The organism is Methylobacterium symbioticum (genome assembly GCF_902141845.1).
Lineage (GTDB): Bacteria > Pseudomonadota > Alphaproteobacteria > Rhizobiales > Beijerinckiaceae > Methylobacterium > Methylobacterium symbioticum.
In genome coordinates this window covers 1-19,803 of sequence record NZ_CABFPH010000092.1, presented here as the reverse complement: position 1 = coordinate 19,803, position 19,803 = coordinate 1, and the positions used below count along the sequence as shown (strand labels likewise).

Genomic DNA, 19,803 nt, shown 5'->3' with positions numbered 1-19,803 from the left:
GATCGGCATCCGACCCGCCCGCAGCGCCTCGATCTTGGCCGGATCCGTGTCGATGCACACCACCCCGTGCCCGAAATCGGCAAGGCAGGCCCCAGACACAAGCCCAACATAGCCCGACCCGATCATCGCGATCCGCATGAAATGCTGTCCTCAGCTGCCCTCCGGGCGTGCGGTTCGCTCGCACAGCGGGATGGAAATGTCCAGGCCTTCGCCGAGCGATCGGCAGCGGCCATTACTGACGGATGTCCGCGCAAACTGTTAGATATCCGAATATCGACGAGCCTCAATCCGATCTATTCCATATCGAAGTCTAGACTTTTTATTTCCGAAATTGCACTCGGCGCTTAGGCTTCCGGAAATGCCGGGCTTGGCAGCTGATCGTCGAGCCGCTCTTCGAGTTCGGCGCTGTCGGCGCGCGCTGCGGTCCGGGCCTCCCGTGGGTGGCGGTGCGGGCTCGGTCGAGGTTGGCGCAACGGACCGTTAACCATACATGCCGGATCCTGCCGCATCATCGAGGCGGCGAGGCATCCATGACAGCGGCATCCAACCGGCCTTCAGCGGCGACCCTGGCCCGGTATCCGATCCCGATCGAGCTGATCTCCGCCCTCTTCCGCGCGGATGAGACCGAGTTCGACCGGCTGATCACCGGGATGCCCGAATATGGGCGCGCCCGGATCGCGGCCTACTGCGTCGAGCGGGAGCGGTTGCAGCCGCTCGGACTGAGGATCGCCCGAACCTGCGAGGAAGGCGTGCTCGTCAGGGTCGCAGGTCCGGCGGCCGGTGCCAGCCTCTTCACACAGTCGCGGCTGCGCGAGGCGACGGCGCACTGAGGGTGGCCCGCACCCCGTGCGTCGCTCCATCGGGTGCGGGCGAGGTGGCCAGCCGCGCCGCAGGCCTGCTCCTGCCTCCCGACGAGGCTGCCGAGGAGACGGTCGACGGGTCGGTCCGTTGGAGGATCCGGCGACCGGACGAGACGATGCGTCGAAAGCAGGCCCCGGGCTGACGCGTCCGTTTGCGGATGATCTCGGCATCGAGCCCGGATTCGCCTGCCGAGATGTTTAGGTCCTTTTGTGTGGTGGCACGTCCGAGACCACGTGGAGGGATGCGCCACGGGACAGGTTCTCCACGGCAGCGCCACGACGGCTGAGGCGATCCGTCGGACAATCCAAGCGCGTCAAGAGCGCGTGAGAGCGGCGGCCGAACGCTACGACAACGGCTCTAAGCCTCTGTTTTGATACGCTCTCTTTCGCCAAACTGGCATGGCGGAGAGCGCTCGAGCTCAGGCGCCTCGTACGACGCTGATAGACCCTGGCGATCCGGGTATGGAACGACCGGGTAGCGACGGACTCGACGCACGGACCGGCCTCGGCGACCTGAAGAACAGCCATGGCAGGTCTCCTGTGCCGGGCAGACCGATCAGGGTTCTGCCGCTTCCCAGGTGAGGAAGAAGGCGACGTCTCGCGGCATGCCGTGCGGCCAGTCGATGATCGACGCGCGCAGGCCGTAGCCTCTCGGCCGGAGGCGATCGCGCCAGAATTCGAAGGCTTGGCGCGGGCGGCCGGTCAGGGTCTCGGGCCAGTCCGCCTCGACATTGGTGATGGCCCGTCCGCCGTCGGCGCATAGCGCGTTGGGAAAGCGCATCACCTGCAGCTCCGTCTTGCCCTGCTCGGCGGCGACGCGCAGCCTGTGCAGGAGCGTCGCGGTGATCTCCTCAACCTTCTCGGGCGTCAGCTCGACGGGGTCGGAAAGCCGTTTGATGAGATGGGCCTGCGCCTTGTCGGCCTGATCCAGGCCCTCGCGCTCTCGGATGGCCCGCGCCGTTCTGATGCTGGCCGCGTAGCCGGCAAGATCGGCGGCCGACATGAAGGGCGTATCGCCGGACGCGAAGGTCGAGACCGGTTGGGTGGGCAGCATCTCCATTGTCGTCTCCCTGTCTCACGGCATCGGCCGGCGGAGGGCGGCGAGCGGCGCAGGTTCCGCGGGCGATCAGCGTCTCCGCAGCGGTGGGGACGAACCCGCGCGCTCGGGCCCGGTCCGCTCCTGAACGGGCAGGAAGCCGCGCCGCCGGAGCCGCGCGCGGCACCCGCATCGCGGGGTGCGGTCGGGCCCACTGTCGGCGCGTTCCCCGAGCGCCGCTTGATCAGGCGGGACAACCGCGATCGGGCTCCCGATGCCCGCGCACCCGGCGGGCGGCGATGCTCGATCGTGGCGCGGGCCCGGTCCTATGCCAGAGGGATCGACAGATCGAGGAATGCTGTCAGGAACGCCGCTCCATCCGTCGCTGATGTCGGCGCCGCATTCCCAAGGTCCGGGTCTTGGTGGTGGTCCCATCCGCACATTCCGCTGGTTCGAAAGCGGCGCGCGGAACGCTGACGATGACGGCGGTCGCGACAGTCCCGCCATAGAGTGACAGCGTCGCGGCTGCCGCTCTCCCCGTCGCATCGCCCCCACCGGATTGCGGCGCCGGAATCGGTCCCAGATCCGGGGCGGCCGCTCTGCTTCCATGCTGAGCAACGGCGGCCGGCACGGCCAGTCTTCGTGCAGCCGTTGCCCAGCCAGACGCGATGTCCCATCCGATCAAGACAGCGCCAAGCCCAGCGCTTTACCTACGTTAAGGGGGACCGTTCGATTCGAGAACAGGATAACGTCCTGTGCGAGCGTCATCTACTTTGCGCGCAACTGAACGGTTGGCAGCGCCTCCCGAAGAGGCCTTCCTCCACGAGGCCTGCCAGGCGCCAACGTCCGGCTTCGTCCATCTCGAAGCGGCCCAGGAGATTTATCCCGTCCTCGTCGAACTCGGCGCCGATCCCGGTGCCCTCGTCGCCGAGGCGGCTCTCGATCCACATCTCTTCGACGGCGACGGCGAGGGCACATTCGTCTCGTTCACCGCCCTCGGCCGTCTCATGGCGCTCGCTGCCGCCCACACGCGCTGCCCCCATCTCGGGCTGCTTGTCGGGCAACGGACCGCCTTGTCGGCACTGGGACTCCTCGGCGTCTTGCTGCGCCACTCGCAGACCGTCGGCGACGCCCTGCACGCCCTCGAAGCGCATCTGAGCGTGCGCGACCAGGGGGCCGTCTTCGGCCTGGGCGTCCACGACGACATCGCCGTGCTCAGCTACGCTCCCTACGAGCCCGAGGCCGACGGGGCGGCCCTGCATTCCGAGAGGGCCCTGGCCCAGGCCATCAACATCCTGCGCGCGCTGTGCGGGCCCGACTGGGCGCCGACCGAAGTGCTGCTGCCGCGCTCGACCCCGGCCCAGGCCGAGCCCTACGGGGCGTTCTTCCGCGCGCCCGTCCGCTTCGACCAGGAGATGGCCGCCCTGGTGCTTCCGGCCGTCCTTCTGCAGAGGCCGATCGCCGGCGCCGACCCGGGCCTGCGCCGGAAGGCGGAGGAGCGCGTCCATTGGCTCGAGGCCTTGGAGAGCAGCACGCTGACGGACGAACTTCGCCGATACCTTCGGACCGCAGTGACCCGGCAGCGCTGCAGAGCGGCCCGCGTGGCCCGGCTCAGGCTGGTGCATCGCCGCACCCTGAGCCGGCGCCTGAAGGCCGAGGGGACGAGCTTCCGGCAGCTTGCCGGCGAGGCGCAGTTCCGGGTGGCGCGACAGTTGCTGGCCGACACCGGGATGAGCATGGCGCAGATCGCAGCCGTTCTGGACTTCTCCGAGCCCTCCGCCTTCACGCACGCCTTCCGGCGCTGGTCGGGCATGACGCCCACCGCCTGGAGACGCCTGAGCCGTCCCCAACCGACGGACGAGCCGGACGGCGCCGAGCCGCAGCCCAGCGCAACTCCGGCCGGCAGGCCAGAACGCGCGCAGCCGCGCGCCGACGAGCGCGAGGTGGCCGCGATGGCCGAGAGCCGAGCCGCTCCGGCCGGCAACACGCTGATCGCACGGGGCATACCCCTGGCCGGGTATCGGCGCGACCGTGATCCGGCTCGGGTTCTTCCACCGGACCGGTCGCACGCCGATCCTGCGCCGGGCGCCTGAATCATCCGTCCCCGCATGTGCCCGCCCGTCCGTACGCTCCATCCGATCGGCCTGACCGCCGGCGATAGGCGGTGCACCGGAGAATTCGGACGCGAAGCCCGGATCAGCAGGCATCGAGACAGGCTCTCAGCGCCCGGTCATCCAGAGTCACCAGCCACACCCGTCATACCCGTACAGCGAGCCGTCATACGCGTCGGTGACCGGCGCGTATCCGTAGCCGTCGTACGGATACCCGTAGCCGTAGCCGTAGCCTGAGGCGAGCGCTGCTCCGGTCGCGAAGCCGATGCCCGCCGCCGCGGCACCGTAGCCGAGACCGCGCCCGTATCCCCAGCCGCGGTAGCCGCCCCAGCCTCCGCGCCAGCCGAGGCCGCGATAGCCGAAGCCGCCGCCACGCCAGCCATAGCCGAACCGCTGTGCGTCGGCGGTCGAGGTGAAGACGATCCCGAGCGCTAGGGCCGCCATCGCGGACGTGAGCCATGTGCGCATGATGCACCTCCGTGCCGCCCCGTGCCGAGCCCGTCGATGACGAGTGTTCAGATCACGGGGTGATTGCTTGCCCTCGGATTCATCACGTCGCGACGGGAACGGCGAGCCCGATGCCGGTGCGCCGACGGGACCGTGATCATGGTGCGGGCTCGCTTGCCCGGCCGAACCGAAGCTCGCCGAAAGACCGAGTCGCATCGACGCGACCAAGTTGATGAAATCATGTCGAGATTTACACTATTTGTCTATGGTGAATCGCGCCGTAAATAGCATTTCTCCTGTCCCATTCGATCAAGCGCGCATCGATACACGCCGCCAATTGGTGGAGGGAGGCCAAGGCCATGCGTTCCTCTGCCGGATCGATCGCACCTGCTGGCCAGCGCATCGGGGCCTCGAACCGTCGCGGCGGCGCCTGTCATGAGGCGCCATCGGCCCCGTCCGCGCGTCGCGCCGCCATCCGGGTGAAGCGGAGCGGGGTTGCAGACGTGCCGGTGTGGTGATGCCGATCGGTGCCGACGGCGCGGGTAGAGCCTGTCCGGCGCCGTCCGTGACGATCCGGGACGTCGCAGGCACCGCCCTGTGCTGTGCGATCATCCTCGGATCCACGGGGCCGACCGGTGCCGGGGCCCGCGGCCTCAGGCACCCGGATCGGCAGGCCACGCGCGTCGTCTATGATGCGCCCAAGGACCAAGCCTATCGTGAGATCTACGCCATCATGCGTGAGCGACGCGTGCTGGAGCGCGTGGCGACAGCCTTCAGCCTGTTCAAGCTGAGCCGGCGACTGACCTATCGGCTGACGGCGTGCTCCGGAGAACCCAATGCCTGGTACGACCCGCGCATCCACACCATCACCACCTGCTACGAACTGATCGACAGCATCCGGAACGTCGCTCCGGCGGAAACCTCACCGGCCGGCGTGTCGCGCGACGAGGCGATCCGCGGCCCCGTGCTGCAGATCCTCTTCCATGAGAGCAGTCACGCCATCTTTCATCTTCTCAGGGTTCCGATCCTCGGTCGGGAGGAGGATGCAGCCGATCAGGTCGCTGCGCTGGTTCTGCTGCATCTGGGCCCCGCGGATGCACGCACGGTGGTGAACGGCAGCGGCTACTTCTTCGCCTCCTTGGGCAAGCGCGAGCCGCTCGACCGGGGAGCCTTCGCGGACGCGCACGGCTTGTCCTGGCAGCGCTTCTACAATCTCGCCTGCCTGGCCTATGGCTCGGACCGGCGCCGCTACGGCTACATCGTCGAGAAGGGGTTTCTGCCGACCGAGCGCGCGACCGCGTGCGAGGAGGAGTACGGCCAGGTCGCCGACGCCTTCCAGGCGCTCCTCGTGCCTCATCTGCGGGCGCCGCCGCGGCAGGGACAGGCGCTGCGGCGCGCGTTCGCGAAGCCGCCGGGCGCGCGCCCACGTCGCTGACCTCCGCACCGGTCCCACAAGGCCTCTCGCCCCGCATCGCCAGTGAATTACAGCTCGGCCTTCGACAAAGGCTCGATGTTGTCCCATTCGATCAAGCAGCATCCGGACAAAATGCTTGGATCGCCGAATTACTGATCCGATTTCGTCGCACAATATCATCGCAAGACTGCATCATGCGCGCATAATTTGGCAAAACTTCTAAAATTATTCCGTTAATCAGATTCCATAAATACGCTCATTCGATCGGCCGCGCCTGAAACGGCGCGATTTGTAACACTCCAATTCTGGACAGGTCACGCTTTCGATTCAGGGGGTGCGGCTATGATCGGCTGGTTCGTCGACACGTTGCGGAGCTATCCAGAACTGGCGATTTTTCTGTCGCTCGCCATCGGATTCTCGATCGGTTCCCGAAAGATCGCTGGATTCAGTCTCGGGAACGTCACCGCCACCCTGCTGGCCGCCGTCGTCATCGGGCAGCTCGGCATCACGATCTCGCCGAACGTCAAGGCCGCATTCTTCATCCTGTTCATCTTCGCCATCGGCTACGGCGTCGGCCCGCAATTCATGAGCGGCCTGAGCAAGGAGGGGCCGAGACAGATCGGCTTCTCCCTCGTCGTCCTGGCCCTGTGCCTGATCGCGCCCCTGCTCTGCGCCCGCCTGGCCGGGCTGGACCTCGGCTACACGGCCGGGCTCTACGCGGGATCGCAGACGATCTCCGCCTCGATCGGTGTCGCCTCCGATCAGATCGCGCGCCTCGGCCTCTCGCCCGAGCAGGTCAAGACCTACAACGATCAGATCCCGATCGGGTACGCCTTCACCTATATCTTCGGCACCATCGGCTCGGCGATCATCCTGGCTCAGCTCGGCCCGAAGCTGATCGGCGTCGACCTCGTCAAGGCCTGCAAGGACTACGAGGCGGAACTCGGTGGCGGAACGAGCCCGGAGGCGGGTCTGACCTCCGCCTATCGGGCCATCGAGCTGCGCGCCTACCGGGTCTCGCAGGACCGCACCGTGGTCGGGCTTCCGGTCCGGGAGATCTGGCCGGGTCTGCGGGTCTTCGTCGAGCGCCTGCGCCGCGGCCCGACGATCATCGAGGCGGATGCCGACACCGTGCTGGAGGCCGGCGACATCGTGGCGATCTCCGGCCGGCGGGAGCTTCTCGTCGAGACGATCAACCCGATCCTCCAAGAGGTTCAGGACCGCGAGCTGCTCGATCTGCCGGCCGAGTTCGTCGATGTCTTCGTCACCAACAGGCAGATCAGCGGCAAGACCCTGCAGGACCTGTCCGGGAGCGAGTGGGGACGCGGGGTGTACCTGCGCAAGATCATGCGCAACATGGTCGAGATCCCCGTCCTGCCGGGCACGCAGATCCTGCGCGGCGACATCCTGACCCTGGTCGGCAGCCGCCGCCATGTCGAGCTGGCGATCAAGCGCCTCGGCTATCCGGACCGTGCCGTCGAGACGACCGACGTCGCCTTCCTGGGGGCCGGCATCGTGCTCGGCGGCCTGGTGGGCGCCCTGAGCTACAAGATCGGCGGCATTCCGATCAGCCTGTCGACCACGGGCGGCGCGCTGCTGGCCGGCCTCGTCCTCGGCTGGCTCCGGACGATCCGCCCGGTCTTCGGGCGCATCCCGGGGCCGGCCCTGTGGCTGATGAACACGCTCGGTCTCAACGTGTTCATCGCGGTGGTCGGCATCACGGCCGGGCCCGGCTTCGTGGCGGGACTGCGGGAAGTCGGCCTGACGCTGTTCCTCTGGGGCGCCGTGGCGACGGCGGTGCCGCTGATCCTCTCGGTCTATATCGGCCGATACATCTTCAAGTTTCACCCGGCGATCCTGTTCGGCGCCTGTGCCGGCGCGCGCACGACCACGGCCGCCCTCGGGATGATCCAGGAGGCCGCCAAGAGCAAGATCCCGGCGCTCGGATACGGAATGCCCTACGCCATCGGAAATACTGTGTTGACCATCTATGGCATGGCCATCGTCCTGCTTTCGACTTAAACGCGATTGATCCAGGAGCGTCACCATGACGGAAACGCTGAAACTCAAGGAGTTCGAGACTCTAAGCCCGTTCGAGATCAAGGACGAGCTCATCAAGCTCGCGAAGTCGACCTCGCGGCGAACGCAGTCGGCGTTCCTCAATGCCGGACGCGGCAACCCGAACTGGATCGCCACCGCGCCGCGGGAGGCCTTCTTCCTCCTCGGGCAGTTCGCGCTCACCGAGAGCAAGCGGGTGATGAGCCACCCGGCCGGCCTCGGCGGGATGCCCCAGGCCGCCGGCATCGCCCCGCGCCTGGAGGCCTGGCTCGCCGAGCGTCCCGACACGCCCGGCGCGCCCTTCCTGTCCGCCATGGTCCCCTATGCGGTGACGTCGTTCGGATTCGAGCCGGACGCCTTCGTTCATGAGCTCGTCGACTCGATCATCGGCGACAACTATCCGGTGCCCGACCGCATGCTGGTCCACAACGAGCGGATCGTGCACGAATACCTGATGTGGGCCATGTGCGGCGGGCAGAAGCCGGCCGGCAAGTTCGACCTCTACGCGGTCGAGGGCGGCACCGCCGCGATGTGCTACCTGTTCAAGTCGCTCAAGGCGAACCGGCTGCTGATGCCGGGCGACACGATCGCGCTCGGGACGCCGATCTTCACCCCCTATCTGGAGATGACGCATCTCGAGGACTACGCCCTGAACGTGGTCCACATCAAGGCCCCGCAGGAGAACAAATTCCAGTTCACGGACGAGGAGATCAACAAGCTTCTCGACCCGAAGATCAAGGCCTTCTTCCTGGTCAATCCGGGCAATCCCACCGGCATGGCCCTGAGCGGCGAGACGGTCGCGAAGATCACCGAACTCGTGCGGACCAAGCGTCCCGACCTCATGATCCTCACGGACGATGTCTACGGCACATTCGTCGAGGGCTTCCACTCTCTGCTCGGTGAGCTGCCGCAGAACACGATCGGGGTGTACTCATACTCCAAGTATTTCGGCTGCACCGGCTGGCGCCTCGGCGTGATCGCGATCCACGAGGACAACATCTTCGACAGGGCGATCGCCGCGCTGCCGGCCGCCGAGGTGACCGCCCTCGACCGACGCTACGGCCCTCTCACGCTCCAGCCGCGCGATCTCAAATTCATCGACCGCATCGTCGCCGACAGCCGCGACGTGGCGCTCAACCACACGGCCGGCCTCTCGCTGCCGCAGCAGGTGATGATGAGCCTGTTCTCCCTGGCGGAGCTGATGGATGAGCAGAAGGCCTATCAGGCCGCCTGTATGGAGATCGTCCACCGGCGGGCCTGGTCGATGATCGAAGGCCTGGGCCTCCACCTCACCCCCAATCCGAACTTCGACGCCTATTACGGCCTCATCGACTTCGAGTTCTGGGCGCGGAAGAACATCGGCGACGACGCGGTCGAGTATCTGAAGAAGAACGTCCATCCGCTCGACCTCGCCTTCCGGCTGGCCGAGGTCCACGGGATCGTGCTGCTCAACGGCGGCGGCTTCGAGGCGCCCAACTGGTCGCTGCGGGTCTCGCTCGCGAACCTCCCGGACGATGTCTACGACGATATCGGGCGCGGCGTGCGGGCGGTCGCGCGCGGCTACAGGGACGCCTACGAGGCCCGCAGACGGACGATGCAGGAGCATAAGGAGGTCGCGGAGGCGCCGGCCGAGTAGGCCTGGCGGCTGCGGCCGCGCGACGGCCGGGCAGCGGTGCGGCCCGGCCGTCGCGGATGGCGGAGATCCGAGGGGGCAGAGGGGCGCCGACCGCTTCGTGCGCGCGATCGATACGAGGATGCAGATGAGCGCCGGCTCTTCGCGGCGGCCCTGGCGGACCCTCGCCAGGGCGGCGACCGCACTCCGTCCGCGCGGGCGCGAAGCCGGCCTCCGGCTCGCGCTGGTGCTGGTGCTGGTCTTCGCCACCCTGGCCGCCCACGGGGCCGCGGCGCGGACCATCTTCGTGACGCCGACCGGCGCCGGGCCGGGCTATGCCGCCGATGGCCGGTTGGCCGCCGAGCGGACCGAGGCGTTCTCCACGGACACGATGCGGACCGTCCTGCCGGGCGACGTGGTGCAACTGCTCCTCGATACGCCGGATCCGGCCGCGACGACGGCGTACCGCGCGCACGTCGTCCTGTCCCAGAAGACCACCGCCGCGCCCGCATCGATCGTGATCAGGGGGCTCGGCGCGCGGACCCGGCTGGTCGGCCGGACCATCGAACAGGTGCGCGACTGCCCGATGCCGGAGGACCTCGCCGAGCACGCCTGCGGCGATCTCTACAGCGCCCTCGCCACCCCTCGAAAGCCGGACCTCCTCGCGGCCGTCTTCGAATCGGCGGTCCCCGCGACCGCAGCGGGAGGACGTGCGGTCAATGCCCGGCCCGCCATCCCGATCGGCCGGACCGGACGCCTGGCCGACGCGGCCTGCCTCGATCTCGATCGGGTCGACGGCGTCGTCGTCGAGGACCTGACCTTCCAGGATTGCTGGCTGGTGGCGGTTCGCGCCCTCGGCAGCCGGCGCGTCACGCTGCGCCGCGCGCTCGTGATCGGCAGCAGCTACGGTCTCGCCGCACGCGGACGACCGGGCCGCCCCTCCGACCACATCACCGTCGAGGACGTGACCTGGATCCAGGATACGAGCGGCTACGACGCGGCGAGCCTGAGCCGCGAGGGGCCGTTCCGGTGCCGCGACGGCCGCACGACGGAACTGGGCTGCCCGGGCCTGATGTGGCGGAGCATCCCCTGGGGCGTCAGCCATCACGGCGCCTACGAGCACTTCAACGGTGCGCTTCTCGGCGGAGCCGATCTCGAAGGCCCGGTCGTCTTCCGCCGCAACACGGTCCTGTCGGCCTATAACGGGGTTCGCCTCAAGGCCAGCGGCTGCGAGGACCTCCCGGCCTCCAGTCTCTCGCCGGCCATTTGCCCCTACAACGCCAAGATCTGGATCTCCGGGAACCTGTTCTCCTACATCCGCGACAACCCGGTCGAACTGGAGACCTGGGCCATCGACGCGCACGTGGTCCGGAACCGGATCCACAACGCCCATGCCTGGTTCTCGTTCGATGATATGGCGGGCGGCCCGGTCTACATCTACGGCAACCGCGGCTGGTTCGACGACATGCCGGCGCTCGGCTGGTCGGCGGCTGCGTCCGGCGGTCCCCCCTGCCGGCGCAGCCCCATCCCCGCTCCAGCGAAGTCGGCGGGCTTCGATCCGGCCCTCGACCGCCGGTTCGACTATCTCAAGGCGCGCTGGCTTCCGGTCGGCATCGAGGCGGTCGATGCATCCGGCCGCATCGACCGGATGGACGCGGCGGAGCAATCCTGCGCCGCCAGCGTCGCAGGCCGCGTCGTCAAGCTGGCGCTGCCACCGAGAGGGGCGGCGGCGGACACGTACCGCTATCCGACGCGAGGCTCGATCTACCTGTTCAACAACAGCTGGTATCTGCGCGCACCCGTCACCGGCATCGGCGCAGCCGCCAACCTGCGGCACTGGAACAACGCCATCCTGTTCTGCGAGCCTGGCACGCCGGGCTACGAGCCGGAACTCTGCAAGGTCCGGCCCGAGACGTTCGACGCGGCCGCGTGCGGGCAAGAGTTCATCCGATCGGACGATCTCGGCCGCTTTCCCGGTGCGCGGGGAAGCCTGCCCTTCTTCGATTGCTTCCGATGGCTTCCCCTGGACGAGAACGGGCGGGACCTGCCGGGCCTTGCCAGCGCGTTCGACCACGACGTCAGCAGCAATGGCTTCCCGCAAGCCTTCGGCGGGCTGGCGACGTTCGAGCTCCAGGGCCGGCAGGGCGATCCCGGCTTCCGCGCGCCCGAGCGGGGCGACTTCACCCTGGTGACCGGGGCGCTGGCGCGGACATCCGCCTGCCGGGTCGACGAGGCGGATGACGGGCATCTCGCCTGCCGAGCCGTCCCGGCGGACACCGCGTTCGCCGGCGCCGTCGCGCCAGACGGCCGGCTCTACGAGCCGCCGGCCTCGGAACGCTTCCGGCCGCCGGACTGAGCATGCGGAACGGCCTCCGACGGACTGGATTCGGCGTGGAGGACACCGCGACGGGAACCGTTCTTCGCCTGACAGGCCTCGCCCGCGCACCCTGGATGGCCGGTGCGGGATCGGCGGCGCAGGGCGCGCCCGCGGGGTTCCAGGGGGCCTGGGTGCGCGAGGGGCGCGACTGCGGCGATGCTACGCGTCGTGCGGAACCGGCATCCACTTCGGCGGAAGACGCTCTGGAACGGCGCTCCGGGTCCGACCGGCATCGGCTAACGACGCGGAATCGAGGGAGCGGCCGGCGCGCCGCCGCCCGTAGGCGGCAATTGTCCCCACGGATCAAGCGACAGCCTGGCCTCAGTCTTACGGTCGAGGACCTACGGTTCAACGACCGACAGGTCGAACCCGGGGACGCTCGCGTCGAGGCGTATCGACCGAGCCGCTTCGCGATGACCTGCAACGTCGCCCTCCGCGAAGGGATCGTCTCATGAAATCGCTGTTGATTGCTTCTGCGGCCTTCGCCGCCCTGATCGTGACCAGCGTCGCGGCCGACGCCCGTGGCTTTCGTGGCGGCGGCGGCGGATTTCGGGGCGGTGGCGGCTTCCATGGCGCCGGGTTCCGGGGTGGTGGGTTCCGGGGCGGCGGCTTCCACGGCGTCCGGGCAGGCGGCTATCGCGGCGCGGTGGCGGGCGGCTACCGCGGCGGCTACGGCCGCTACGGGTACGGATACGGGCGCTACGGCCGCTACGGCTACGGGTACAGGCCCTACGGCGTCGGGCTGGCGGCTGCCGGCGTCGGTGCCGCGGCGGCGGCCAGCTACTACGGATCGACCGGTGGTGGATGCGGTCCCTACGCCTATTACGACAGCTATGCTGGCGTCTGCCGCGCCTATTGAACGGCGACCGTCCGCGGCGGAGCCAATCGGGAGGGGCCGGGCCGCGGGTCGGGCGCTCGCCGGAGCAAGGCCATGAACCGGCTCGGGCGCGCTGCGGCGCGCGCACTTCTCCTGACGCTGATCCCGGCCTGCGCGGCGGCGCAGCCTGTCCGCTCGACGCTGTCCGACCCCGTCGACTCGGTGATGCAGATGAGCGCCGCCTCGCTGATGCCGACCCTGCGCGGGCGCTGGCTCTACGCCGACGACGGCAGCCGCGTCGGGCAGGTGCGCGAGGTGCGGGTCTCGGAGGCCGGCAACACGCTCGTGGCGATCGTCGCCAGGCGCCGCTGGCTCGGCGGCGGCGACATCGCGATCCCGGTTCCGACCCTCCGCCAGGACGGGGCCACCCTGACGGTCTCGGGGTCGACACGGACGATCCGCGCCCTGCCGCCGCGCTGACGTGGCCGCGCGAGGGAACGGCGGGCGCCGGAGATTCGACACGGGGCCTCACACCGAGGGCACGACCATGACACGCACGCGCGCGATCCCGCTCCTCCTCGCGATCGGCCTGGCCTCGCCGGCCGAGGCTCAGTCCCTGCGCTACGCGCGGGCGCCGGCCTGGCTGATCCACGGCAACTATTGCGGCCTGGGCAACAACGCGCCTCTGCCGCCGATCGACGCGCTCGACGCGGCCTGCGCCCGGCACGACGCCTGCACGCCCTCCAACGGGCTCCCCTCCCAGGCCTGCAACCTCCGGCTCCAGAGGGAGGCGGCGCTCATCTCACGCGACCCGCGGCAGCCCGACGACGTGCGCGCCGCGGCCGGCTTCCTCGCCTTCGGGGCCGGGATGATCCCGTTCGACCCGACCGTGCCGACGGTCGTGGCCTACCGCCCGGCACCCGCCGCGCGACCCTGGGTCCCGGCCACGGCCTATGGCCGGGCCTATTGACCGGGCGCAAGCGGCCGGTCGGGCCGGGGGCCCGCCTCGGCGCCGGGAGCCCTCGCGTCCGGCTCCGGGCCGTGTGGATCCGGCCCGTTCGCCGAGCCCGGATCAGTACGGCTCGGGCACGAAGCGGCGGTCCCGCAGCGTGTCATCGTAGGCATCCGCCTTCGCGCGCTTGGGCAGCGCGACCGGCCTGGCGGCCTGCTCCTTGTAGGGGATCAGGTGCAGGAGGTGCGCGATGCAGTTGAGGCGCGCGCGCCGCTTGTCGTCCGAGCGGACGATGTACCAGGGTGCCTCGTCCGTGTCGGTCGCCGCCAGCATGGCGTCGCGGGCCCGGGAATAGGCGTACCAGCGCCGATAGGATTCGAGGTCCATCCCGCTGAGCTTCCAGTGCCGCAGCGGATCGTCGATCCGCGCCTCGAAGCGGCGCTTCTGCTCGGCCCGCCCGACCTCGAGCCAGAACTTGATCAGGTGGATCCCGCCATCGACGATGAAGTTCTCGATCCGGGGGCAGAGATCGAGGAAGCGGCGCTGCTCCTTCTCGCCGCAGAAGCCCATCACCGCCTCGACGCCGGCGCGGTTGTACCAGCTGCGGTCGAAGATCACGATCTCCCCGCCGGCCGGGAAGTGGCTGATGTAGCGCTGCAGGAAGAGCTGGCTCTTCTCCCGGTCCGAGGGAGCCGGCAGCGCCACCACGCGGAAGACCCGCGGGCTCACGCGCTCGGTGAGCGCCTTGATCGTACCGCCCTTGCCGGCCGCGTCGCGGCCCTCGAACACCACGATGATCCGCGCGCCCGTCGCCTGCACCCAGGCCTGCAGGTGGCAGAGCTGCACCTGCAGCTTGCGCAATGCGCGCTCGTAGGCCTTGCGCTTGAGCCGGGTGCCCGGCTCCGCCAGGGGACCGGACTCGGCGAGGGTCTCGGCGAGCGCGGCGTCATCGACATCGTGCATCGGCGGTCTCCCTTCGAGATCCGGGACCGTCCGGCGCGGGAGGCCGGCGGCGCGACCCGGTGCTGATCACTCGGCCGGCAGGTGCCCCGGCGTCCCGGCCGGCGCCTTCGGTGCCGTCGGCGTCCTGGGTCGTGCGGCGCCCTTGCCGCCGAGCAGGCGCCACGCCCGCTCGCGCAGGCCCTGGAACACGACGTAGAGCGGCGGGATCACGAAGATCCCGATGAAGGAGGCGGCGATCATGCCGCCGAAGACCGGCGTGCCCACGTCGCGCCGGGCGAGCTGCGAGGCGCCCGTGGCGACCACCAGCGGCAGCAGCCCGAGGATGAAGGCGAAGGAGGTCATCATCACGGGACGGAAGCGCAGTCGCGCGCCCTCGGTCGCCGCCTCGCGCAGGGCTACGCCCTTCTCGCGCTGCTCCTTGGCGAACTCGACGATCAGGATGCCGTTCTTGGCGGCGAGGCCGATCAGCACGACCATGCCGATCTGGGCGTAGAGATCGAGGGTCAGCCGCCCCCAGGCCATGGCCGCGTAGGCGCCCAGGATGCCGACCGTGACCGACAGGAGCACCGGCACGGGGATCGTCCAGCTCTCGTAGAGGCCGACGAGGAACAGGAACGCGAACAGCACCGCGAAGGCGAGGATGATCGCGGTCTTGCCCTCCGCGCGCTTCTCCTGGAACGCGGTGTCCGTCCATTCGCCGCCGAAGCCGGCGGGCAGGGTCCGGGCCGCCACCGCCTCCATCACGGCGAGCGCCTGGCCCGACGAGACGCCCGGGGCGGGCGAGCCCTGCAGGGTCACCGCGCGCAGGTTGTTGTAGCGGATCAGCGCCGGGGGACCGACCACGATGCGCACCTCCGCGAGGCTGCGCAGCGGCACCATCTGGCCGTCCCGGTTGCGCACGTTGATGCGGTAGATGTCGTCGATTCGGGCGCGGTCGGCGGCCTCGGCCTGGACCTGGACCTGCCAGGTGCGGCCGAACAGGTTGATGTCGTTGACGTAGTATCCGCCAAGCGAGGCCTGCAGCGCCTGGAACACCGCATCGAGCGACACGCCGAGGATCTGAACCTTGTTGCGGTCGATGTCGAGGAAGACGGAAGGGTTGGTCGCCGAGAAGGTGCTGAACACCCGCTCGAGCCGCGGTTCCTGGTTGGCCGCCACGATCAGGCCGCGCAGGGCCTGGGCGAGTTCCTTCGAGTCGCCGCCGCGCAGGTCCTCCAGCACGTAGGCGAAGCCGCCACCGGTGCCGAGGCCGATGATCGGCGGAGGTGCGAGCGGCACCACGGTGCCGCCCGGGATCTCGCGGAAGCGCTGGCCGAGGCGGGCGATCAGCGCCGCCGCGCCGTCGCCGGGCCCTTTCCGCTCCTCGAAGGGCTTCAGGGTCACGACCATGAAGGCCGCGTTGCTCTGCGAGTAGTTGTCGATGAAGTTGAGGCCGACCACCGACGTGTAGTCGGCCACCGCGTGCTCCTCGCGCAGGATCGCCTCGGCCTTCGCGGCGACCTCCGAGGTCCGCCCGACCGAGGCGCCCTCGGGCAGCTGGACCACCACGAAGAAGGCGCCCTGGTCGTCCTCCGGCAGGAAGCCGGTCGGGGTGACCTTGGCGAGCTGGACGATGCCGTAGGCGGCCGCCACCGCCAGGACGAGGCCGATCGCCGAAAGACGCACGATCCGGGCGACCGCCGCGCCGTAGCCGTCACGCACGGCGTCGATGGCGCGCATCACCCAGCCCATGATGCCGCGCCGGGGCCCGTGATGGGGCCGCAGCAGCACGCCGCAGAGGGCGGGGGAGAGGGTCAGGGCGTTGATCGCCGAGAGCAGCATCGAGACCGCGACCGCCACGGCGAATTGCCGGAACAGCTCGCCCGAGATGCCGGGCACGAAGGCCACCGGCACGAAGACCGAGAGCAGGACCAGCGTGATCGCGATGATCGGCGCGGTGATCTCCGCCATGGCGCGTTTCGTCGCCTCGCGCGGGGACAGGTCCGGATGCTCCTCCATCACGCGCTCGACGTTCTCGACCACGACGATCGCGTCGTCGACCACGATGCCGATCGCCAGCACCATCGCGAGCAGCGAGACCGAGTTGGCCGAGTAGCCCACCGCCTTCAGGGCGATGAAGGTGCCGATCAGGCTCACCGGCACGGCGAGCGTCGGGATCAGCGTCGCCCTGAGACTCCCGAGGAACAGGAACACCACGATGACGACGAGCACGAAGGCCTCGACGAGGGTCTTCTGCACCTCGTGCACCGTCTCGGTGATGAAGGCGGTGGGGTCGTAGGTCACCTTCCATTCGAGGCCCTCGGGGAAGGCCTTGGCCAGGTCGGCGACCCTGCGCCGGACCTCCGTCAGCGTGGCGATCGCGTTGGCGCCAGGCGCTTGGTAGATCGCGATCACCGTCGCCGGGCTGCCGTTCAGCCGAGTCTCCCGGTCGAGGCTCGCCGCGCCGAGATCGATCCGGGCGACGTCGCCGAGGCGCAGCAGCGAGCCGTCGGGATTGGTGCGCAGCACGATGTTCCGGAACTGCTCGGTCGAGGTCAGCCGCCCCTGCGTCTGGATGTTGAGCTGGAGCTGCTGATCGTCCGAGATCGGGCGGGCGCCGATCCGCCCGACGGGGGCCTGCACGTTCTGCGCCTTCACGGCATCGATGACGTCGCCCGTCGTCAGGTTGAGGCCCGTCAGCTGGTCGGTGCGCACCCAGGCGCGCATGGCGTAGTCCTGCGGGCCCCACAGGGTGGCGTCGCCGACGCCGGGCGTGCTCTTGATCCGGTCGAGCAGGTTGATGGTCACGTAGTTCGAGATGAACAGCGGATCCTGCGTCGACTTCGGCGAATAGACGGCCAGCACGCCGAGCAGCGCCGACGACTTCTTCTTGACGGTGACGCCCTGCTTGCGCACGTCCTCGGGCAGCTTCGCCAGCGCGATCTGAACCCGGTTGTTGACGTTGACGGCATTGATGTCAGGATCGGTGCCGAGCTCGAAGGAGCCGGTGAGCGTGTAGCTGCCGTCGTTGCCGCTGACGCTCTTCATGTAGATCATCTTGTCGACGCCGACGACCTGCGACTCGATTGGCTGCGCCACCGTCGCCTCCACCACCCCCGCCGCGGCGCCGGGATAGGTGGTGGTCACCGAGACCTGGGGCGGCACGATGTCGGGGTACTGCGCCACCGGGATGGTGAGGAGCGCGAGCGCTCCCGCGATCGAGGTGACGATCGCGATCACCACCGAGAGGCGCGGACGGTCGACGAAGACGGAGGAGAGCATCGGGTCAGGTCCTGCTCGCCGTGGGCGCCACCGGGCTCGCCCGGACGGCGAGGCCCGGCCGCACCCGCTGGAGCCCGTCGACGATGACGAGCTCGCCGCCCGAGAGCCCCTCGTCGAGCACGATGTCGGCCCCGCTCGCACCCGCGGCCGGCTTCACGCGTCGCGTCACCGCCCGCCCGTCCTCGACGACGAAGACGTAGACGCCGCCCTGGTCGGCGACGAGGGCGGCCTGGGGCACCACGACCTTCTCCTCGGGGGTTCCGGCCTGGAGGGCGACCTGGACGAGCTGCCCGTCGCGCAGATCGCCCGCCGGGTTGGGCATGCTCGCCCGCACGAGCACCGTGTCGGTGGTCCGGTCGACGCTGATATTGACGAAGTTGATCCGCCCGACCTCGCCGTAGACCGATCCGTCGGAGAAGCGGATCCGCACCGAGATCCGGCTGCGATCGGGCCGGTCGCCACTCTGCTGGACGCGCAGGAACTCGCGCTGGCTCACCGGGAAGGCGACGTAGATCGGATCCTGGCTGACGATGGTGGTCAGGATCCCGCTGTCGGGTCCCACGACGTTGCCCTTCGTCACGCTGGTGCGCCCGATCCGGCCGGCGATCGGCGAGGCGATCTTCGTGTAGCCGAGGTTGATCTGAGCGGTGCGCAGGCTCGCCTCGTCCCCCATGACGGCGCCCTTGGCCTGGTCGAGGGCGGCGCGCGCCTGATCCCGCGCGACCAGGGTGCCGGCATTGCGATCGACCAGCTCCTGTGCGCGCTGCAGCTGGATCGCGGCCAGGGTCTGGGCGGCTCGGCTGCGCTCCAGCGCGCCCTGCGCCTGGGTCACGGCGGCCTGGAACAGGTCTGGCTCGATCTGGTAGAGTGCGGCGCCGTCCTTGACCGGGTCGCCCTCCTTGAACAGGACTGCTTCGAGGAATCCGGTGACGCGGGCGCGCACCTCGACGCGGCTCACGGCCTCGACCCGGCCAACGAAGTCGAGGGTCTTGTCGATCGCCGTCCGGCGGGCGGCCACCGTGCCGACCGGCAGGGCTCCGCCCGGCTCGCTCTGCGCCGCCGCGCCGGTCGGCAGGGCGCTCGCGAGAAGCAGGCAGAGGAGCAGTCCAGGGGCGCGGATCATGATCGTCTCCGCCCATCCGACGGGACAGGGTGGCGCCCCATCCTTGCAGGTCACGCCTCACTGGCTTGATCGAAGAGGACATCCGGCAGCCGCGCGGGGGCGGGCCCATCGCCGCGCGGTGATTGCCCGGCGGCCCGGCTCAGCGATCCTCCTCGCCGAGCCTCGACGGCGGCGCTGGCTCGGACAGGATCAGCGCCCGCAGCCGCTCGCGGCCGAGCACGCGACCGAGTTCCCGGACGGTGAAATACGGGACCAGGGCGACCGCCATGATCACGCTGATCGCCAGGTAGCCGTGGACGCCGCCGCCAACCATCGGCAGGCTGTCGGCCAGGGAGCGTCCCCGGACGAGCCCGATCACCGTTTCCTCCAGCGCATAGGCCGCGACGAGGATCAGCGCGAGACCGATGGAGCGTGTGACGATCCGGTAGATCGGTGGCCGGCCGACCCAGCGCGGCAGCACATCGAAATGCTCCGTGACCAGAACGACCTTCGCCAGGATCCACGAATTGACGAATGCGAGGCCGTAGAAGCGGTAATCGATCCCGTGACGGGACAGCACGATCCATTCGTGCAGGACGAGGATGCCGAAGACCGTCCAGAGATAGGCGAAGATCGCGGCCATCCGCTTGAGTTCGGCGAGCACGCGCCGACCGAGGCGCGAAGCCCCGGGACGTGTGTGGATGCCCCCTGTTTGGCAAGCATGATCTTTGAGATTTCGGCGGGGTCTTCGATCGGACGTGTGTCAGGCCTCACAATGTGGCCTTCGATGACG

General features: G+C 69.3%; 15 protein-coding genes and 1 pseudogene. 9 read left to right on the top strand and 7 right to left on the bottom strand.

The genetic code is table 11. From position 1 onward, the window contains the following. A pseudogene (locus tag MET9862_RS22720) lies at positions 1-138 on the bottom strand (UDP-glucose 6-dehydrogenase); the annotation flags it as partial. Between the two features lie 392 nt (positions 139-530). On the opposite strand from MET9862_RS22720, the gene MET9862_RS22715 reads away from it, so the two are divergent. Next, a complete protein-coding gene (locus MET9862_RS22715; protein WP_142585121.1) occupies positions 531-830 on the top strand; it encodes a hypothetical protein in 300 nt (99 codons plus the stop codon). A gap of 586 nt (positions 831-1,416) precedes the next feature. On the opposite strand, the gene MET9862_RS22705 is transcribed toward MET9862_RS22715, so the two are convergent. Continuing rightward, positions 1,417-1,920 (bottom strand): hypothetical protein, encoded by a 504-nt coding sequence (locus tag MET9862_RS22705; protein WP_142585120.1) that lies wholly within the window; start codon positions 1,918-1,920, stop codon positions 1,417-1,419. 767 nt (positions 1,921-2,687) lie between these two features. Between MET9862_RS22705 and MET9862_RS22700 the strand changes: the two genes are divergently transcribed. Further along, a complete protein-coding gene (locus MET9862_RS22700; RefSeq protein ID WP_142585119.1) occupies positions 2,688-3,989 on the top strand; it encodes an AraC family transcriptional regulator in 1,302 nt (433 codons plus the stop codon). Positions 3,990-4,136: 147 nt separating this feature from the next. On the opposite strand, the gene MET9862_RS22695 is transcribed toward MET9862_RS22700, so the two are convergent. Beyond that, the gene (locus tag MET9862_RS22695; RefSeq protein ID WP_142585118.1) at positions 4,137-4,475 is read right to left on the bottom strand and encodes a hypothetical protein; all 339 of its coding nucleotides are present in this window, start codon (positions 4,473-4,475) and stop codon (positions 4,137-4,139) included. 496 nt (positions 4,476-4,971) lie between these two features. On the opposite strand from MET9862_RS22695, the gene MET9862_RS22690 reads away from it, so the two are divergent. The 7 genes from MET9862_RS22690 (at position 4,972) to MET9862_RS22660 (ending at position 13,702) form a co-directional block, all read left to right on the top strand. Then, positions 4,972-5,889, top strand: a complete 918-nt coding sequence (locus MET9862_RS22690; RefSeq protein ID WP_142585117.1) for a DUF4344 domain-containing metallopeptidase — start codon at positions 4,972-4,974, stop codon at positions 5,887-5,889. Between the two features lie 321 nt (positions 5,890-6,210). Continuing rightward, a complete protein-coding gene (aspT, locus tag MET9862_RS22685) occupies positions 6,211-7,890 on the top strand; it encodes an aspartate-alanine antiporter (protein ID WP_142585116.1) in 1,680 nt (559 codons plus the stop codon). 25 nt (positions 7,891-7,915) lie between these two features. Continuing rightward, positions 7,916-9,562 carry a bifunctional aspartate transaminase/aspartate 4-decarboxylase gene (locus tag MET9862_RS22680; RefSeq protein ID WP_142585115.1) on the top strand — a complete coding sequence of 549 codons (1,647 nt, stop codon included), beginning with the start codon at positions 7,916-7,918 and terminating at the stop codon, positions 9,560-9,562. 124 nt (positions 9,563-9,686) lie between these two features. Next, positions 9,687-11,894: a hypothetical protein gene (locus MET9862_RS22675; RefSeq protein ID WP_142585114.1), complete on the top strand. Its 2,208-nt coding sequence runs from the start codon at positions 9,687-9,689 to the stop codon at positions 11,892-11,894. Between the two features lie 472 nt (positions 11,895-12,366). Next, a complete protein-coding gene (locus tag MET9862_RS22670; protein ID WP_142585113.1) occupies positions 12,367-12,774 on the top strand; it encodes a hypothetical protein in 408 nt (135 codons plus the stop codon). A gap of 72 nt (positions 12,775-12,846) precedes the next feature. Further along, the gene (locus tag MET9862_RS22665; RefSeq protein WP_142585112.1) at positions 12,847-13,212 is read left to right on the top strand and encodes a PRC-barrel domain-containing protein; all 366 of its coding nucleotides are present in this window, start codon (positions 12,847-12,849) and stop codon (positions 13,210-13,212) included. Positions 13,213-13,279: 67 nt separating this feature from the next. Beyond that, the gene (locus MET9862_RS22660) at positions 13,280-13,702 is read left to right on the top strand and encodes a phospholipase A2 family protein (RefSeq protein ID WP_244612856.1); all 423 of its coding nucleotides are present in this window, start codon (positions 13,280-13,282) and stop codon (positions 13,700-13,702) included. A gap of 102 nt (positions 13,703-13,804) precedes the next feature. Here the strand turns inward: MET9862_RS22660 and ppk2 are convergent, their stop codons facing one another. The 4 genes from ppk2 to MET9862_RS22640 all read right to left on the bottom strand — a co-directional run bounded on the left by ppk2 (position 13,805) and on the right by MET9862_RS22640 (position 19,653). Beyond that, a complete protein-coding gene (gene ppk2 / locus MET9862_RS22655) occupies positions 13,805-14,647 on the bottom strand; it encodes a polyphosphate kinase 2 (protein ID WP_142585111.1) in 843 nt (280 codons plus the stop codon). Positions 14,648-14,713: 66 nt separating this feature from the next. Then, positions 14,714-17,908 carry an efflux RND transporter permease subunit gene (locus MET9862_RS22650; RefSeq protein WP_142585110.1) on the bottom strand — a complete coding sequence of 1,065 codons (3,195 nt, stop codon included), beginning with the start codon at positions 17,906-17,908 and terminating at the stop codon, positions 14,714-14,716. Positions 17,909-17,912: 4 nt separating this feature from the next. Then, positions 17,913-19,031 carry an efflux RND transporter periplasmic adaptor subunit gene (locus MET9862_RS22645; RefSeq protein WP_142585109.1) on the bottom strand — a complete coding sequence of 373 codons (1,119 nt, stop codon included), beginning with the start codon at positions 19,029-19,031 and terminating at the stop codon, positions 17,913-17,915. A gap of 139 nt (positions 19,032-19,170) precedes the next feature. Continuing rightward, a complete protein-coding gene (locus MET9862_RS22640) occupies positions 19,171-19,653 on the bottom strand; it encodes a hypothetical protein (protein WP_244612855.1) in 483 nt (160 codons plus the stop codon). Positions 19,654-19,803 lie beyond the last annotated feature (150 nt).

What these genes read in the sequence shown, in the direction of transcription:
- aspT (WP_142585116.1), top strand. Translation starts at nt 6,211, where the DNA reads ATGATCGGCTGGTTCGTCGACACGTTGCGGAGCTATCCAGAACTGGCG.
- MET9862_RS22690 (WP_142585117.1), top strand. Translation starts at nt 4,972, where the DNA reads ATGCCGATCGGTGCCGACGGCGCGGGTAGAGCCTGTCCGGCGCCGTCC.
- MET9862_RS22665 (WP_142585112.1), top strand. Translation starts at nt 12,847, where the DNA reads ATGAACCGGCTCGGGCGCGCTGCGGCGCGCGCACTTCTCCTGACGCTG.
- MET9862_RS22640 (WP_244612855.1), bottom strand. Translation starts at nt 19,653, where the DNA reads ATGGCCGCGATCTTCGCCTATCTCTGGACGGTCTTCGGCATCCTCGTC.
- MET9862_RS22675 (WP_142585114.1), top strand. Translation starts at nt 9,687, where the DNA reads ATGAGCGCCGGCTCTTCGCGGCGGCCCTGGCGGACCCTCGCCAGGGCG.
- MET9862_RS22660 (WP_244612856.1), top strand. Translation starts at nt 13,280, where the DNA reads ATGACACGCACGCGCGCGATCCCGCTCCTCCTCGCGATCGGCCTGGCC.
- MET9862_RS22695 (WP_142585118.1), bottom strand. Translation starts at nt 4,475, where the DNA reads ATGCGCACATGGCTCACGTCCGCGATGGCGGCCCTAGCGCTCGGGATC.
- MET9862_RS22705 (WP_142585120.1), bottom strand. Translation starts at nt 1,920, where the DNA reads ATGGAGATGCTGCCCACCCAACCGGTCTCGACCTTCGCGTCCGGCGAT.
- MET9862_RS22680 (WP_142585115.1), top strand. Translation starts at nt 7,916, where the DNA reads ATGACGGAAACGCTGAAACTCAAGGAGTTCGAGACTCTAAGCCCGTTC.
- ppk2 (WP_142585111.1), bottom strand. Translation starts at nt 14,647, where the DNA reads ATGCACGATGTCGATGACGCCGCGCTCGCCGAGACCCTCGCCGAGTCC.
- MET9862_RS22645 (WP_142585109.1), bottom strand. Translation starts at nt 19,031, where the DNA reads ATGATCCGCGCCCCTGGACTGCTCCTCTGCCTGCTTCTCGCGAGCGCC.
- MET9862_RS22715 (WP_142585121.1), top strand. Translation starts at nt 531, where the DNA reads ATGACAGCGGCATCCAACCGGCCTTCAGCGGCGACCCTGGCCCGGTAT.
- MET9862_RS22670 (WP_142585113.1), top strand. Translation starts at nt 12,367, where the DNA reads ATGAAATCGCTGTTGATTGCTTCTGCGGCCTTCGCCGCCCTGATCGTG.
- MET9862_RS22650 (WP_142585110.1), bottom strand. Translation starts at nt 17,908, where the DNA reads ATGCTCTCCTCCGTCTTCGTCGACCGTCCGCGCCTCTCGGTGGTGATC.